Annotated in this window: 9 protein-coding genes; 5 read left to right on the top strand and 4 right to left on the bottom strand. The window is 35.7% G+C overall.

Annotated features, from left to right (window positions below; genetic code table 11):
• Window positions 1–974: 974 nt before the first annotated feature.
• Window positions 975–1808 (bottom strand): universal stress protein, encoded by an 834-nt coding sequence (locus L1275_RS15220; protein ID WP_253475338.1) that lies wholly within the window; start codon window positions 1806–1808, stop codon window positions 975–977.
• A 148-nt stretch (window positions 1809–1956) separates the two neighbouring features.
• On the opposite strand from L1275_RS15220, the gene mnmE reads away from it, so the two are divergent.
• Window positions 1957–3348, top strand: coding sequence for a tRNA uridine-5-carboxymethylaminomethyl(34) synthesis GTPase MnmE (gene mnmE / locus L1275_RS15225; protein WP_253475340.1), 1392 nt, complete (start codon window positions 1957–1959; stop codon window positions 3346–3348).
• Between the two features lie 198 nt (window positions 3349–3546).
• On the opposite strand, the gene L1275_RS15230 is transcribed toward mnmE, so the two are convergent.
• From L1275_RS15230 to L1275_RS15240, 3 genes are all read right to left on the bottom strand, one after another.
• Window positions 3547–8892 (bottom strand): choice-of-anchor J domain-containing protein, encoded by a 5346-nt coding sequence (locus L1275_RS15230; protein ID WP_253475342.1) that lies wholly within the window; start codon window positions 8890–8892, stop codon window positions 3547–3549.
• A gap of 596 nt (window positions 8893–9488) precedes the next feature.
• Window positions 9489–11273: a hypothetical protein gene (locus L1275_RS15235; protein WP_253475344.1), complete on the bottom strand. Its 1785-nt coding sequence runs from the start codon at window positions 11271–11273 to the stop codon at window positions 9489–9491.
• Between the two features lie 293 nt (window positions 11274–11566).
• The gene (locus tag L1275_RS15240) at window positions 11567–12118 is read right to left on the bottom strand and encodes a hypothetical protein (RefSeq protein ID WP_253475346.1); all 552 of its coding nucleotides are present in this window, start codon (window positions 12116–12118) and stop codon (window positions 11567–11569) included.
• Between the two features lie 441 nt (window positions 12119–12559).
• On the opposite strand from L1275_RS15240, the gene L1275_RS15245 reads away from it, so the two are divergent.
• From L1275_RS15245 to L1275_RS15260, 4 genes are all read left to right on the top strand, one after another.
• The gene (locus L1275_RS15245) at window positions 12560–13363 is read left to right on the top strand and encodes a helix-turn-helix domain-containing protein (RefSeq protein WP_253475348.1); all 804 of its coding nucleotides are present in this window, start codon (window positions 12560–12562) and stop codon (window positions 13361–13363) included.
• 187 nt (window positions 13364–13550) lie between these two features.
• Entirely contained in the window at window positions 13551–13949 is a 399-nt protein-coding gene (locus tag L1275_RS15250) for a RidA family protein (protein ID WP_253475351.1), read from the top strand.
• A 736-nt stretch (window positions 13950–14685) separates the two neighbouring features.
• Window positions 14686–15711, top strand: a complete 1026-nt coding sequence (locus L1275_RS15255) for a hypothetical protein (protein WP_253475354.1) — start codon at window positions 14686–14688, stop codon at window positions 15709–15711.
• Window positions 15712–16177: 466 nt separating this feature from the next.
• On the top strand, window positions 16178–17326 hold the full coding sequence (locus tag L1275_RS15260; RefSeq protein ID WP_253475357.1) for a hypothetical protein: 1149 nt from the start codon (window positions 16178–16180) through the stop codon (window positions 17324–17326).
• Window positions 17327–17342 lie beyond the last annotated feature (16 nt).

Consider the following 17342-nt stretch of genomic DNA (forward strand, 5'->3'; position numbering starts at 1 on the left):
GGAGAGTATGTCGTCGCCTTTCTTTAGAGAACCCCTAGTCTTCACAGACTAGGGGTTTTTTGTTTTACAACGGAGCGACGTGTTCGGCCTTTGGCATCGGTTCGTCGCCTTTCTTTTAAGAACCCTCATCATTTATTTGGTGAGGGTTTTTTGTTATAATCATGTCACCCCTACGGGGTTTTCTATGCCTATAAGCTAATGTGCGTATTTGCATATCTGCTTTAGAATCATGTCACCCCTACGGGGTTTTCGTGATTCGATAGTCGATTTTCGAACATCGACTTACGAACATCGACTTACGAACATCGACTTACGAACAATGACTCACGAACCAAAAGTCCCCAATCTTTATTGATCAGGGACTTTTTGCCTATAAGCGAATGTGCGTATTTGCGTATCTGCTTTAAAATTATGTCACCCCTACGGGGTTTTCGTGATTCGATAGTCGTAAGTCGAATCCCGATTTTCGAACAACAACTCACGAGTTTTTAACGTGTTTGTCTTTTTATAGCGATTATATGTTACAGGGTTTGTGATAAACCAAAATGGTTTTGTTAATGCATTATTTGAAAATGATATCGTTTCCCTAGAACCCCGTAGGGGTGACAGGATTGTAATACGCCTTAGAACCAGGTCGCCCCTATGGGGGTGTTCGTGATTCGATAGTCGTAAGTCGAATCCCGATTTTCGAACAACGACTCACGAGTTTTTAACGTGTTTGTCTTTTTATAGCGATTATATGTTACAGGGTTTGTGATAAACCAAAATGGTTTTGTTAATGCATTATTTGAAAATGATATCGTTTCCCTAGAACCCCGTAGGGGTGACAGGATTGTAGACGATGATGTGTCATTTCGTATAACCCCATAGGGGTGACATAATTATGGATCGGTCAAGATGTAAAAAAAACACACCATTTATATTAAATGGTGTGTTTTTGTTTGCTTTTAGGATTTCCTTTTATTGGTAGTTATTTAATGCTCATGATATGCCAACACTGGAATTTTGGTGTGATAGGCTAGTTTTTTGGTTAAACTCGTAGTAAATATTTTCTCAAAAAAGTTTCTATTACGAGTGACACTAGCAATAAGATCAATGTGTTCGCGGTCAATAAATTCAAAAATGGATTTCTCTGTTTCTTTACTTGAGACAAAATGGAATTCAACCGGTTCTCCGGCATACTTTTGCTTCCAGGTTTGTACCACTTCGGATGCTTCATCTATTCCGTCGTTGCTGATGTGTAAACAGTTGATAACAGCATTGTTGCGTACGGCAATAGGTAGTAATTTCGTTAGTGCCGCATCGTCTTGATGATCGAATACCGTGGTAAATGCGATGGACTTTATCGGTTTGTAAACCGCATCATGAGGAATACTGAGTACAGGTACAGTTAAAGACGAGATAGCACTAGCAGTATTGGAGCCTAGGATCTTTTTTTCAAATCCCGATAAACCACTGGTTCCCATCACAACCATATCGATATTTTCATCTTTGACAATTTTCTTTAAAATAGTGTTTAAATACCCCTCTTCGAGTATAAAATGCATCGGAATATGGCCTAGATTGTTGTCTTCTGCAATTTTTCGAATAGCAGGTACCTGATCTTTAAAATTCTCAAAGCGCCCTAATTCGATGGTTTTATACACATCCTGTATCATCATAGGATTCGCTGTAGCCGATATAACCGGCATTTCATAGGCGTGGATCACATATAAGGTGGCATTTCTATTTTCGGCCATTTTAAGGGCGTAGACCAAAGCATTGTTTGCTGTGTCAGAGAAATCGGTAGGAAATAAAATCTTTTTCATAGCTTGTGTTATTGCGTTTTCATAAAGATACAAAAAAGCAAAGTAATATAAATGGAAAATGTGTTAAGAAAAGTGTGTTTCGCTTTGAATATGCTTTTTTCGACTGCCGATAAAAGGTTATCTTTGTAGTAGTAAACAAAACGACAAAATGATATTACAAGATACTATTGTGGCCTTGGCTACGCCGTCTGGTGCTGGAGCGATTGCAGTGATCCGTGTTTCGGGTGAGGATGCGATTACTTTGGCAGCAGATATTTTCCAATCGGTAAGTGGTAAAGACTTAAACCGCCAGAAGACACATACGCTCCACTTAGGTCATTTGGTCGATGGGGATAAGGTTTACGATCAGGTGTTGGTTTCGGTCTTTAAAGGCCCCAACTCGTATACAGGCGAAAACACAGTAGAAATCTCTTGTCACGGCTCTACATTTATACAGCAGCAGATCATTCAATTGGTGTTGCGCAAAGGCGCTAAAATGGCACAGCCGGGTGAGTTTACCCTTCGTGCTTTCTTAAACGGTAAGTTGGACTTGTCTCAGGCAGAAGCGGTAGCCGATTTAATCGCGTCGGATAATGAGGCGAGTCACCAGATTGCCATGCAACAAATGCGAGGTGGATTTTCCAATGAAATCGCGAAATTGCGTGAGGAATTATTAAATTTTGCCTCGTTGATTGAATTGGAATTGGATTTTTCGGAAGAAGATGTTGAATTTGCCGATCGTACCCAGTTTAATGAGTTGATACAACGCATTGATTTAGTATTGAAAAGACTGATCGATTCCTTTGCAGTGGGTAATGTTATCAAAAACGGTATTCCTGTAGCGATAGTTGGGGAACCCAACGTAGGTAAATCGACTTTGCTCAATGCTTTATTAAATGAAGAACGCGCTATTGTTTCGGATATAGCGGGAACAACACGAGATACTATCGAAGATGAGTTGGTTATTGATGGAATCGGGTTTCGATTTATCGATACCGCAGGTATTCGTGAAACGGTCGATGTAGTGGAGTCTATCGGGATCAAAAAGACCTTTGAGAAAATGGAGCAGGCTCAGGTGGTGGTTTATTTGGTGGATAACAGCAAATTAACCGACATCGGTATAGCTGAAATCAAAAACGAACTGAGACGTATCGAAGAGCAGTACCCGTTAAAACCGTTATTGGTTATCGGGAACAAATCGGATATGATCCAGGCAGATACGCGTGCTACTTTGGAGTACGAAATCCCAAATATTCTTTTAATCTCGGCCAAACAGAAAATCGGTATAGACGAACTCAAAGAACGTTTGTTGTCGTTTGTCAATACAGGTGCCTTGCGCAACAACGAAACCATAGTCACCAACAGCCGTCATTACGACGCTTTACTAAAAGCCTTGGAAGAGATACAAAAAGTCAAATGGGGATTGGAAACCAACCTCCCTGCCGACTTAATGGCGATTGACATCCGTCAAGCCTTGTATTACTTTGGCGAAATCACCGGTCAAGTTACCAATGATGAGTTGCTGGGGAATATATTTGCTAATTTTTGTATCGGGAAGTAATATCACTTTTAACTATAATAGAAACGGCCTATTGATTCATATCATTAGGCCGTTTTTGTTCATATTGTAAGGCTTCGGTGAGCTATCTGTGTCTTAGTTTTTATATATTGTGATAAATGAGTAACCAGCGTTGTACCACCCGATTTTATTTAAGTGGTACAGCGTGGCACAAAAATGCAAAATATATTTTAACCTTTTTTAGCGGTTGATCTGTATCCAACCAGTTCTGGTTTTAGTATGAGAGATCACCACATAGTAATATGTTCCATCTGGTAGTTGTTTGTCGGCTTTATTTTGTCCTACCCATTCTTTGGTATATCCCCTTCCATGAGAATACACTTCAGCTCCGTAACGGTTGTAAATCTTTAAGCTGCTAACGCCATGACTGCTGAGATCCAAGTAGTCATTCACACCGTCTCCATTAGGTGAAATACCTTTTTGGATCGGGCATTCTTCATATTTGATTTTAAAGCTGCTTTCGTCTGTACACAAACCATCCTCAGATTCAGCATAAATGTAAATAGTAGTGTCGGATAAAATAGGAGTAGCTGCTGGCAAAGTTATCTTTATTCCATTTTCTAACATATAATAACTGTTGAACGGAGAGAGCTCTTTAAGGTGATATACGTCGCAATTTTCTATGACATCTTCAAAAACATCTGCTTTTACAGGAGCTGTGATGGTAACTTTATACGAAATTTCTTCAAAGCATCCTTGATTACCATTTTTTTGAAGGATATAAATAGTGTGTTCTCCTGGTGTTGATAAAATGTCGTTTGCTTTATAAGCTATACCGCCACCTTTTGATTCTGTATAGTAGTATTGATTTTCGAGTAAACTTGGAAGAACATATGTTGAGCAAACTTTAAGATCAGATACTTTTGTTGGGACTACACCTTGAATTAATCGAATTGGTAGTTTGAATAATTCGAAACATCCTGTTTTCTTGTTTTCTATTCGTATAATTAGATTCTTTGATTCGTATTTTGTACCTAAATCATATGCAGTAGGATCTGCAATATGATTTTGGATAGTTAGGGCATCGCTTTCGCTTTCGAAATACGCAATTGAAAAGTTATCTTTAGATACCGCTTTAAACATCTTCGTTTCGACTATTGTTAAGTCAATAATTGTATTCTGTAGTGACTTTCTACATATTTCAATCGGCTCGGCTGCATCGATATAGCTCGATATAGCAGGATAGATCTCTACAGAAATTTCCCCAGAGGTTTCACATTCTAATTCCTTAAACTTTAAAACTACTTTGTATTTGCCAGGCTCACTAACGGTTAAGTTTTCCTCATGAGCATCTTTGATGAGTATATCGTCCTTATACCATGCAATTTCGGTATCTAATTCTTCAGATAGTTTAATGCCTGATTCAATCACGAAATCACTTCCTTCGCAAAGTGCATTATTGGTAGCTATTAATAAGTCTGGGCCTAAATTTAAATGGCCCATATCAAAACTACCTTCTTTAAAAAATACTGCAGAGGAGTGGGAGACTACGGGACAAAAGTCCATTACAGCTAGTTTTATATGGTATTTTCTTCCGGGAACAATGACCACTTTTTTGGATTTCATAGCCTTGGTATATCCGATGAAATCAATAGGTGATTCTAAGGGGTTATCGACTCCATAATCATAGTGTTTCCAGTAGTATTCCTTGTTTTTACTGCTGCATGTAATACCTGATTTCTCGGAGTCTCGAATGGTGTTCACCGATATGGCAATATCGGTATTTTCTATATTCGCCAAATTCTGCGCTCTACCTGTTTTGGTATCTACCAACCAAGCAGCAAATAGGGCAGCGTTGGTACATGAATAAGAACATTTAGAGGCATAACTATTTGATGCAAACAAATATTCAAATTGAATGGAATCTTTTAAGGGTATAAAATCAAATTCCAGTTGAGTCACCCTCATATCCGCACTAGGTGCATAAGCCATGGGGTGCCCGCCAGTAGCGTTAATGATATCGATCAAATCTTTATCACCACGCCAGCGATAGTTGTTATTGCCTCGTGCTGAAAACTGCCCTCTAAACGGACCAGAAACATATTCGACTTCATTCGTAGACAATACAACGCCTTCGTCAAAAGGGAATGTTGATTTTCCCTTATTGAAATATCCTAGAGTATTTATGTTTTTGGTGATGGGTGATCCATCTCCAACTTGATATTGCACATTGCTGACCAAGTTACATTCCGAGTTAACTAAAACGGATTTTACCAGTTCTTCCTCGTTGTATTTATCGTTGTTTGGGCTTACGATTAACGCTAGATTATCGGAAGCCGTGGTGAGGCATAATTTGAATACATAATCAGCGAAAGCCGTTGAACTACCTAAACGAATATAGTATTTTGTACCAACGGTCAAATTGCGAAGTATCCAATAATTCGTTGTCGTTAATGAAAAACTTCCAAAGCATTCCAATGGAGTAGACATGGCAGCACACGGTTGATTGTAGATTTCAGCATATAAATTAGGTGTTGAACTATTCGATATACTCATTAAGTCGAGAACCTCTAATTTATGAGTAGTTGAAATGGCTGTAAACTCAAACCACACATCCATTTTGCCAGCATTTCCACTATTGCAGCTGGATTTGGGGCTTAGCGTATTTGTAGCGCCATTAATTGTTGCAGAAACAGTTTTAATACATTCCAAAGTGTTGTTGATAGGGATGTTAATGGCACCGGCACAATCGTCATTTTGCTTAACTTTAGTAGAAGCTTGTAAGGAGCTAGACCAATCGCTCTTAGTTCCGTTGTCCGAACATTTTGCTCTGACATAAATAGTATATGGCGTTCCCTCGTCAAGTCCTGTTAAGGTCGTTTTGGAATCACCGCTGACAACGAGTTGTTTTACTGGGGTAGCATTCTCGTTATCTCCAAAATTGACAACGATTACCTCCCATTCACTTACACCCCCCGTTTGTTCCCAATCTAAATCTATACTGTTGTTCGTAACTGAGGTTACTGTCACATAATAGGGTTCAGGGCAGTTTTCCACTTTCTTTAAAGTGATGTTGTCTATATATACATAAGCCGAACCCGTAGCATCTGCATGCCACGCTAGATTGATGTCTCCGGGTACTCCATCGAAAAACAATACCGCCTCTTTCCAATTGGCTTCTTTATAAACTTTACTCGCTAAAATCTCTGTTGTAAAATTTACTGGATTAGTGCCGTTGGAAGACAATAGAATTTCAAAAGAACTGTTGTAAGTTGCTACGTTGCTAGTCTTGTAAAAATATTTTAAGACATACTTTCCCGAGCTCATCTTAAATGTAGGTGAAATCAGCCAATCGTCGTTCTTTTTCCCAGATGCACCGAAGAAGTACATACATTGTTCCCCTGTTTTTATACCAGAAGGACTATTGAATAAACGCCAAATGTAGCTTCCCGTTGGAGCTGTTGAGTCACCATTTTTATCCATTATAGTCCAACATCTATACGTTTTATCGGTCTCTTCAAAGTTTTCTGTAAACGGTATGTTGTAAACAGTGCAACTAGTCGTAAATTTAAACGGTCCTTGCCAGATGCTGTGCTTTCCAGTGTCACAAGTTGTACGAACATAGAACTCGTAATCCGTGTTGGGTTCTAATGGTTTGCCATTGATTTCTTTCGAAATGGTATTTTCGTTTTTATCCGTCACTACGCCTGATGTAGCGGGAGATCCGAGACCTTCTCTTTGCAAGTAATACTCCCATTCACTGGCTCCAAAATCATTATCCCAAAAAATGGTAGCAGTGTCTTTTTTAAGGTCTTTTACATCTAAGAGTATGGACTCAGTACAAGACAAAACCTCTTCAATAAATACATTATCAATCATAATTTGAGTGGCGGTCGAACTTGTAATATGCCATGCAATATTTATAGCACCTTCCGTTGCTTTTATAAAAATGATTTTCTCGATCCATTCACTGCCAAATTTATACTTGGCTTTAGGGACTACAAGCTGTGAAAATTTACTTAGATCCGTACCTTCTTTTGAAAGTAATACTTCAAATTCATAGTCATAGGAAGCAACTGAACCTGTTTTGTAATGATACTTTAGTCGATATACTTTGTTTTTTTCAAAACTCATCGTTGGAGAAATTAACCAATCGTTGTGTGAACTGCCCACTTGTGCAGTACCGTTGAACCACATACCGCTAATACCTTCATAAGCGATACTGTGGGTTCTCCATATATTGTTGCCTGCTGGGCTAACGGAATCACCATTTCCGTCGATAATACTCCAACAGTCGAATGTTTTTGAGTCTGGATTAAAACCTTCCCAAAAAGGCATCTTTAAAACAGCGCATGCAGTGCGAAATAGAAAAGGCCCAGACCATCCTCCGTGGAGTCCTTGATCACAATTAGTGCGAACATAGAATTCATAGGCTGTATTAGACTGCAAGCTTTGCCCATTATTTTCTTTTGTAATTGAAGCTTCTTTTTTATTTGTTGCAATACCAGAATTAGGCGGTATTCCACCTGATTTTTGAACAGCATATTCCCAGTTTTTACCAAAATCATCACCCCATAAAAGCGTAACACTTTCTCCCTTTACGTCTTTTACGTCTAGTTGAATGGGTTCTGGACAAGCAATTTCTTCGAGTGAAACATTGTCTATACCCAAAGATACGGCAGATGCGGGGGACTTGATATGCCATCCAATATTAACCAAACCTTTAGTGTTGCCTATTATAATTTTTTCATCATTCCAGGTAGATCCATAGGTGCCTTTATTGAGGTGATCCTTCTTAGACAACAATACTTTTGTAAAACTAGAGGGTTTAATTCCTTTATCGGACAATACAACATCAAAACTGCTCTTAAAAGCGACACCAGTAGTATAGTTGTACTTTAATCTATAATACTTTGTATCATCGAGTAAAAAAGAAGGGGATATCAAAAAGTCATTAAAAGGAGCAGCTGTCACTGATCCGATAAAAATTAAAAACTGATTCCCTTCAAATGGAGTTGGGTCAAAAGTAGAATTTATACGCCAAATTTTACTGGTCGTAGAGGGAGCCATGGATTTATTGTTCTTATCTAAAACTGTCCAGCATTCTAATGTTTGAGAATCTGAATTAAAGCCTTCCCAAAAAGGCAAGGGCTTTGTATCGCATAGAGTTTTAAAACGGATCGGGCCGATCCATTCATTATTCGCGGACTCAGCACAGACACTTTTAATCCAGAATTCATATTCCATATTCGGTTGTAAGACACCTGCGCCTATACCTGTTGAAGTCGTTATTGTTATGGGTTTTGTGGTTATTAATGTACCACTAGCAACCGGTTTGGGATTTCCAACCAATTGTACTTTAATTTCCCATTTTGAATTTTTGGTATCATTCCAGTCAAAAGTAACCTTGTCCTTCTCTAAATCTGTAAAGGATATGTTAGCGAGATCAGGTCCTTTACAGGGATTTTCTGCAGCCTTATAGAATACTTCTACCATAAAATCTTTAGTAGAATTCCATTTTTGAAATCCATAAGCTCCTAATCCAATACATAAGATCACTAGGATAAAATACTTCTTGTTACTCATAATATCTAAAATTTAAAATGATATAATATTTTTATAGCCAGCACATTGTTAACTTAAATTTAACGTGCAATATATCTTTTTTCGAATGATAATGCGCTTTTTAGGGGTCAACAAAAGGTAAACAAGAATGGTTTTGTTAAAACTTAATTGTTTTATAATCAGTTAATTGTTGTTTTTGTGAGGGTAAATAAGTAAAATATATTGAAAATATTTATTTTTTATAGAAAAGGGAAGCGGACAAATTAAAAGCATGTCTCTTCACATAACAATAACAAAAAGGACGTAAGCACTTAAATAAAGAAGGGACTTATTACTTATATTTTTTTATTCTGGTATGAGTATGATCACCGAAAGACATGGTTTTACTGGACATCTTTTAGGTGGTTTAATATGCAGTCCCTAAGTTGAATATGTCGTTTAGTTTAGTCCGCGGCTTGTGGGCTAAGCATGCTGTATTACTCCACGGAGTTGATTATTGAAAATATTTCTTTTTTAAGCTCTTTTTCGGACTAGGAAGGTACTTTATTCAAATGCTTTTTCAAGGATGTGTTTAATAGAAAATTTAGGAGCAATTCAGCCACTGTTCGGAGTACTATTTACAAAAGCTTTATAAAGTCGTCTAGAATGTCGTTGGTATCTAGGGATAGTTTTTTTCGTATTCGGCTTCTTATAGTGATTAGGCTTCGGTTTCCTATATTTAATACAGCGGCTATTTCATGATTACTCATATTTATTCTGATGTAAGCGCAAATGCGAACCTCTGTTTTTGACAGCAAGGGATATTTGGTTTCGATCGTTTCAAAAAAAGTAGGGTGAATATTCTGAAAAACATTCTTAAATAGCTCCCAGTCTTTATCTTGATTATTGAGTTTGCGAATGGTATCTTTTAAATCGTGTATCGTTTTGGAAATATCTTTATGGTTTTCATTGCTACTGACAATACTTTCAATTTCTTTTAAAAACACACCCTTAGAAACGAGTTGCACCCCGATTGAGGTTAATTCTCTGTTTTTAACTTCTAAATCGCGTTCATATTGTTGGTGTTGTAGCAAACTTAATTGGGTGTCTGATTTTATTCTATCAGAGAGGCTGTTTTTTTCAGCTTCAACCAGTTTTATGGATTTAACTTTGTTTTTGTAAAGCAGGTAAATAAAGATCATAACCGATATGGAAAGCAGGGTGAAAATGGAATAAATGCTTTTTAAATTGTCGTTTTTATGTTTTTGAATTTCAATCTTGTTTTGGAGCAATTGTTTTTCGGATTGTTCTTTTTTTAATTTGTTATTCCATTGGATTTCTTCGATTTCAGACTTGACTTCCTGGCTCTTTATGCTATCTTTTAAATGGTGAAATCGATCTAAGTACAGATATCCTTGTTTAAAATTATTGGTTTTAAAATAAGCTTCTGACAACTGCTTTAAAACGAGTAAATCTATATTTGAGTTTCCTAAAATGTAATGACCTTGTTGAAAAGACCTAATCGCTTTATCGTATTCTTGAGTTCCGATATATACGTTGCCATAATGCAAAACAATATGGGCTTGAAGTTTTTCGTTTCCTATATAAAGGGCTTTTTTGTATCCTAATCCCAGATACTCTATAGACTTTGAAATGTCGTTATTTGCGAGCTCTACATCTGCTAAAAAAAGTAAGGTTTTTATAGTATTTAAATCGTCGTTATATTTTTTAAAAGTATGTAGTGCTTGATGTAAATCTTCTTTAACCCTAGAGGCTTCGTAATTATCCAAATTCATTTTGCTTTTATTAGCGAGAATTACCGCAAGCCCTAAGCTGTCTTTTTGTTGTGAAAAAAGCGTATAAGCCTCATTTAGAAAATAACCTGCTTTAGTAGCGTCACCTAATTTGTTGTATATCGTACTTAATGCATTATAGGAATATGCGAGTTGGTTTTGATCTTTATTTTTTTCAAAATACGATTGCGCTTTGGATAAGTGCTCCATGCTTTTTACGAAATCGGCTTGTTCACCGCCTAAGTAAAACAGTCCTTTTTCGTAATCTAATTGTGCTTTTAGCTGGTTGTATGGAAAGGATTTTAAATCGAAGTCGACTTTATTAAATAACGCGGGAATACTGTCTGGTTCATTTCTTTTTCGAAACACTACACATTTGTAATAATTCGTATAGGCTAATGCTAGCGTGTCGTGGTTTTCATTGGCGTTTTGTAGTAGTTTTTTGATTTTATACTGTACAATTGGGGAGTTCCATTTAATCAGAGAATCTAATTCGCGTTGGTCATTTAATTGCTTATTGGTTTGATTAATAGATGACGTGTCACTTCTACTTTGTTGAGCTAAATAAAGTACAACCGCTAAAACAGCGATTATTAAACATATAATATAAATACTCTTAGGTGTTTTCATAATTATCTAAGTCCTATTTAGAATTTTCTTCTTGGAAAACCCCTAAATTCGATAAATAATTCTGATTAGACCTGGATTTGCTGAAGAATTTAATCTAGGTCTAAATTCTTTCGTGGATAAAGAAGTAAAAAATTGTATTAATTTTCACTATATCTATAGCAGATCATCCATCTAAACCCTTATATATAAAAGGGCTGCCATATTGTATATCGAAGTACAAATTAAGACAAAAAAAGCATTGTAAGTGACTACAATGCTTTTTTTATATCTCTAAAACGGTGACTGTATTTCTATTAATTAAGTCTCCAGTTATAACCTACACCAACGGTAATAGGGAACAATTCCGAATCCATTTTCACGTATCGATCGTTCTTAACGGCATCGTAATTATCGTTGAATTTTTCAGAGCGAACGGGAACAAATAGTCCAGCACTGATTTTATTGCCTTTTTTACCGACATAGATGTCTAAATTAACGCCATAGGTCATTCCATAAGAAACCATATCATATTGAGGAGCTCCATCTACCTTAATAACTGCGTTGTACCCATAAAGTATCATTGGGTTTACTGACAACCGTTCTGTGGCTTTTATTTTATACGAAGCGCCGACATTCCAGCCCAGTTCAGATAAATTGTAACCCAGTCCTGCAAAAACACCAATATTTTTAATAGGTAGATATTCGATTTTCGCACCAATTCCGCCATAGTCTAGTCCAAATCCTAGTCCCATAAAGACTTTATTGGGGTCATTGTAACTTGGAGTAGGGGTGTCTTGTCCAAAAGCTGTAGAAGCAGTAGCCATAAATAACAAACTAAAGCCTAGTTTTTTTAAAAAAGTGCACATATAAATTGAGATTGTTAGTTAAATTTTATTGATAATGGATGATATATTGATTTTTTTTTTGATCATTTGTCGTTTATGCAAAAAATTCAAGATTGCAATATTAAAGCTTTAAAGGGATAAATTAAGTTTTTATATGTTAAAAATTTAACTATAGGACGCCTCTAGATCTCCGAAAAAGTAGCGACTAATTATATTACGCTGTGTAGGGCTTTGCGGACATCCACTAGTTCGTTTTTTGCAATTGAAAACTGTACGTATTATGGCTAGTGATAGCTGCATTTATACTGAATTGTAGTCCCTTAACAAACTAGCTGTTTATTAGAGGTTGGAGTCCTATAATCTACTTTAAGTGAAGTGCCTTATGGTTTAAAAACAGCGAATTTAAAAAAAACAGTTAATTTTGTACTACTGATATTTATATTTTGTAAACAATTAGGCATTATGCATTATCAAGAAATCGCTCCAATTGAATCATTAAGGGAATACGTCCGTTTTTTTTGGGTGTTGGAAGATTTTACAATAAATTCTGAAGTACACAATTATAAAATTATTCCTGATGGATTACCTGCCTTAATATTTCAGGATAGACCATCGCTATTTTACGGGGAGGATAATATCATAACGCCACAATTATATATCTATGGACAGTTTACAAAATTCACCAATCAAAGAGTAACAGAGCCCTTTAGAATTATTGGTGCATATTTAGAGCCAACCGCGTTAAAATCTATTTTTAAAATAGATGCTTCTGAATTCAGTAATCAAAATATCTCCTTAAACGATATCGCTCGCGAGTCCATTCTTGAGCAACTTGTTAATGCCTATACTGTAAAAGATAAGATTGACATCCTTTCTGATTTTTTATTATTAAAATTAAACATAGCAGATTACATAAATACAAAAGCTGAATTTGCCTCTAAATCGTTACAAAACGGTGCAACAGTAAAACAGGTACAATCAGAAATGAACTTGTCTGAAAGAACATTGGAAAGACTGATTAAGCAACATATAGGTATGTCACCGAAGTCGTTTTCTCGTATTAATCGTTTTCAATCAAGCTTAAAAATAATACGCAATTTAGATTTCAAAAGTCTTACAGAAATTTCATATGAAAACGATTATTTCGATCAGTCACATTTTATACGAGATTTTAGAGACTTGACAGGTAGTAAGCCAACTGACTTTTTAGCAAAAGCAGAAGAACAATTAATCAATTTTCCCAAATGGAAAAATAATGTTGATTAGTTGTTTAAGTGAATCGCCCTTATATTAGTAAAGCATCCCATTTAATTTTTAAAAATGTCGGTTTTATACAATGCTGTAGATTACCTGATAAGTAGTTTTGCAGTTAATATAACTGATATTTAGTTTTCAATTCCAGCACTATTGAATCTAGATACGATCAAACCTACAAATTTAAAAATTAATTATTATGATGGACATTCAAAGAGTTACTAGGCTAAATCCGAAAACATTAGCACCTCCTGTTGGAAAGTATTCACATGTTACTATCGTTCCGAAAGACGCAAACATATATGTTTTTTCTGGACAGATAGGAAATGACAAGAACGGCATAATGCCAAGTGATTTTAATGAACAAGTGTACAATACATTTGAAAATATCGGACACATTTTAACGAGTCAAGACTTATCTAGTGAAAACATTATTAAAGTGAATATTTGGGCAACAAAGGAAATAGAATGGCAATATTTTGATTCTATATGGACTGATCTTTTTAATAATAATAACCCGTCCATGACTGTTGCTTACATTGCTGCATTGGGATTACCGGAGATTCATTTAGAAATTGAAATCTGGGCTGCAAAATAATGATTCATTATATGGTGTAAGGCGCTGTCAAAACTGTTTTGGAGCAGCTTTATTCAAATAGTCAGAACAAGGAAACTGCCTAGAAGATTGTGTGAATTGCTTGAAGGAGGCTGTCTCAAAAGGACAGCTTCCTCCATTTAAAACAATCACGTTATTTATGGGAATAAAACAGCACTGTTGAGAATATTGAGGTGTTGGATATGTATTTATGGCAACGCAAAAAGGTCAAGGTTTCATAAATTTTATAAGTCAAAAATAGCGGGGTATTTTTTTTTAATTAGTTGCACGGTTTTTTTACAATTTAGTATCTGCGGAGATTTCATCAAATGCTTTTTAGAAAACTGCAGGGTTGGTTTTTACTTCAAGTATAATTATTTTATTGTAAGCAGTATAGTGCTATATCCGTTTTGAATACCTTTTATAAAAATAAATATGGCATTTAGTTAAATTTGTTTCATGTATCAATTATTGCTGAAAAACCCTTAAAAATATAGGTTTTTATTTGTGTTTTATTGATTTTTGGTGTTGTTGTTTTAGGTTATTTTAAAATATTTTATTTTTTAATTAAATTTTTATGTTAAAATTTAATTATAATTATTATTTTTATAATGTAAATATGTCTTTTGTAATCTTAGTCCGGAATACTTTTATTAGAAGCATTAATTTATTTTGAATCGAGATTTTCAGTACAATGAGGTCTTAAAAAATTATTAACAACCGATTTTAAATTTAAATTATGAAAAAAGTTTTATTTATGTTATTGACTTTGTCCTTAACAATGGCATCATGCAGTTCAGACTCCGTTAATACCGTTGAGTCCAATCAAAGAGAAGCATCTTCAAAAGCTACTTCGGGAATTACTCAAGGACTTCAATCTATTCGTGATAAGGTGTTATCCGACATGAACTACGGAGGTAAAGTGAATTACACCCCTAAGGAGGGCGTTGTTTTTTACACCAAGTCAAAAACAAACATTGTGATTCCTCCACATTCGATTCAGACTAAAGACGGTAAAGATGTGGATGGAGCTATTGTAATCGATTATATCGAGATTTTCAATAAAAGTAAAATGGCCGTTGCTAACAAACCCACTATGGGTCTAATAGGAGGGCAAAAAGGACTGTTGGTGACTGGAGGAGAATTCTATTTGGATATCAGACATAACGGAGAACAGGTAGTCATCGTTAATCCAATTAAAGTCAACATCAGCACATTCAATTCTAAAGCCGATCCAACAGGAATGGTTTTATGGAATGGCGATATCAATTCAGATGAAAATTTGACTTGGATACCTGCTCAACCAACGGATTTAATTTTTGAAAACGATGGTACCATCTTTGGTGGTAGAGAAGGTTCAGATATGTATGATGTTTTGGTTAATAATTCCAGTAATTTTGGATGGTGTAATATAGACCGATTGATTAATTTTCCTGGGACTAAAACTAAAATTGGGGTAATACCTCCAGCTGGATTCAATCATACCAATTCATCAGTATATTTAGCTGTTCAAGGAGAAGATAATATGTTAGCTCAATTTGACGTATTTAATTCAGGTACCAATACTTTTGAAGAGCATACTGGTCTAGTGCCCATTGGTTTAAAGATTCATGTAATTTTCGTAGCTGAAGTAAACGGTAATTATGTGTATAGTATTTTATCTACAACGGTTGGGAATAATGCAATATATACTATTCCTGCAGGAAGTTTAATCACAACGACATCTTATAATCAAGTAGAAGCTGCAATTAATGCTTTACCATAAATCCTTTTTTTAAAAGAAGTTTCAAATGCACCAGTCCCAAACGATTGGTGCATTTTGCTTTTAGGTCGAGTAATGATTTAATTCGTAATTGTGATAGTATAAATATGGGAATAAAAAAGAGTTTAATGGGCGCCTATGTTTTGACTCATTTAGAGAGGTAAATAATTTCATTTTTTTTTACTGTTAACCGAGTCGCGGAAGGAAATAACGATTTTTATAAGTTATATTTTACAATTATCTTGTTTTTATTATAATGCATATCGACACCAATTAAGCATTTAAATATTGATTAGTTCTCCTTGTAAAATATTATAAGTGGCATTCTATAAAAAATTTCACAAAATGTGTTGAAATGGTGATGATTAGAGTGGTGTTGATTTTTAAAATTTATTTCTGCAATGATTTGAACAACCTAGAATATATCCTATATTGCGGGTTTTTATTAAAGAAAGTAACTCAAAATCCCATGTTAAAAAACAAAACCAATTTATTTGTTGCCCTATGTATGGGAACAGTAATGCTTACTACGACAAGTTGTGTTCCTGATGAACCCATCCTTACTGAAAAAACAATTGATAATCCTGATACAGAACCGGAAATAATTATCAAAAAAGGTACTTTAGCCATTACATTGGCAGAAACTTTAGAAACATCAATAGGTTTTAGTATTGAAGCTACTCATGTCGAAACGGTGACTTACTTAGTATTACCAGGCTCCATAGCATCCACACCACCCGCAGTTACTCCAGAAGATATCTTTTCAAAAGGGATCACGGTAAAAGAGTGGTCGAAAACCGTTGAAGTGGCGAATTTATTGCCGGAAACGACCTACTATATTTATGCCGCAGCAAAAAATAGCGCAGGTGTAATTACTGTATTAGAGCAACCGCTAATTGCGACTACTCAAAAGAAATTAGATGTATCCATCACCCTAAGTGATCTTGATTCCACTAACGAAAGAGTTATTTTTACCATTACACCAGAAGGAGCGAAGACAATCAAATATAAAGTAGTTCCTTCGACAGAAACGTTAAGTGTCGATGACGTATTGACTAATGGTAGTAATGTGATGAATGTAAAAACTGCGTCGACATTAAAACCTAAAGGATTTCAGGCGGATACGGAATACACTATATATGTAGCAGCAGTGTCTCATACTGATGCTAAGGTGTTGCGTACGGCAAAAGTCAAAACAAAAAAAGCTGATGAAACAGAAGAAGATGGAGTAGTCAACATGACTTCCGTTGAATTCACCTCGGAGTTAGAGGAGAAAGCTGGTCAAAAATTGGCATACTACAACCTCACATTTAAAAATGCGGACTGGCAAGCCCAATTCGAAATTGGCGCTTTAAGTACCAATGCTAACGAAATCGCTGTGGGCGATTACGTACTAAGCTCTAGCAGAGACCAAGGTAAACCAGGTCCTTTACGTGTTGCAGATAATTTTACCGTAAAGAACCTTAAAACGGGACAGTTAGTATCGGATATTGACTACGGAGATATCAAAATCACCAAGGAAAATGGAGCGTATAAAATCATCATTGATATGGTTAAATTAGATATCAAAAACGCACGCTTTAAAGCAAAGTTCCAAGGAACACCGATCAAGAAATAAACTAGTAAGCAAGAAT

It is taken from the genome of Flavobacterium sp. HSC-61S13, assembly GCF_024171535.1.
Classification (GTDB): Bacteria; Bacteroidota; Bacteroidia; order Flavobacteriales; family Flavobacteriaceae; genus Flavobacterium.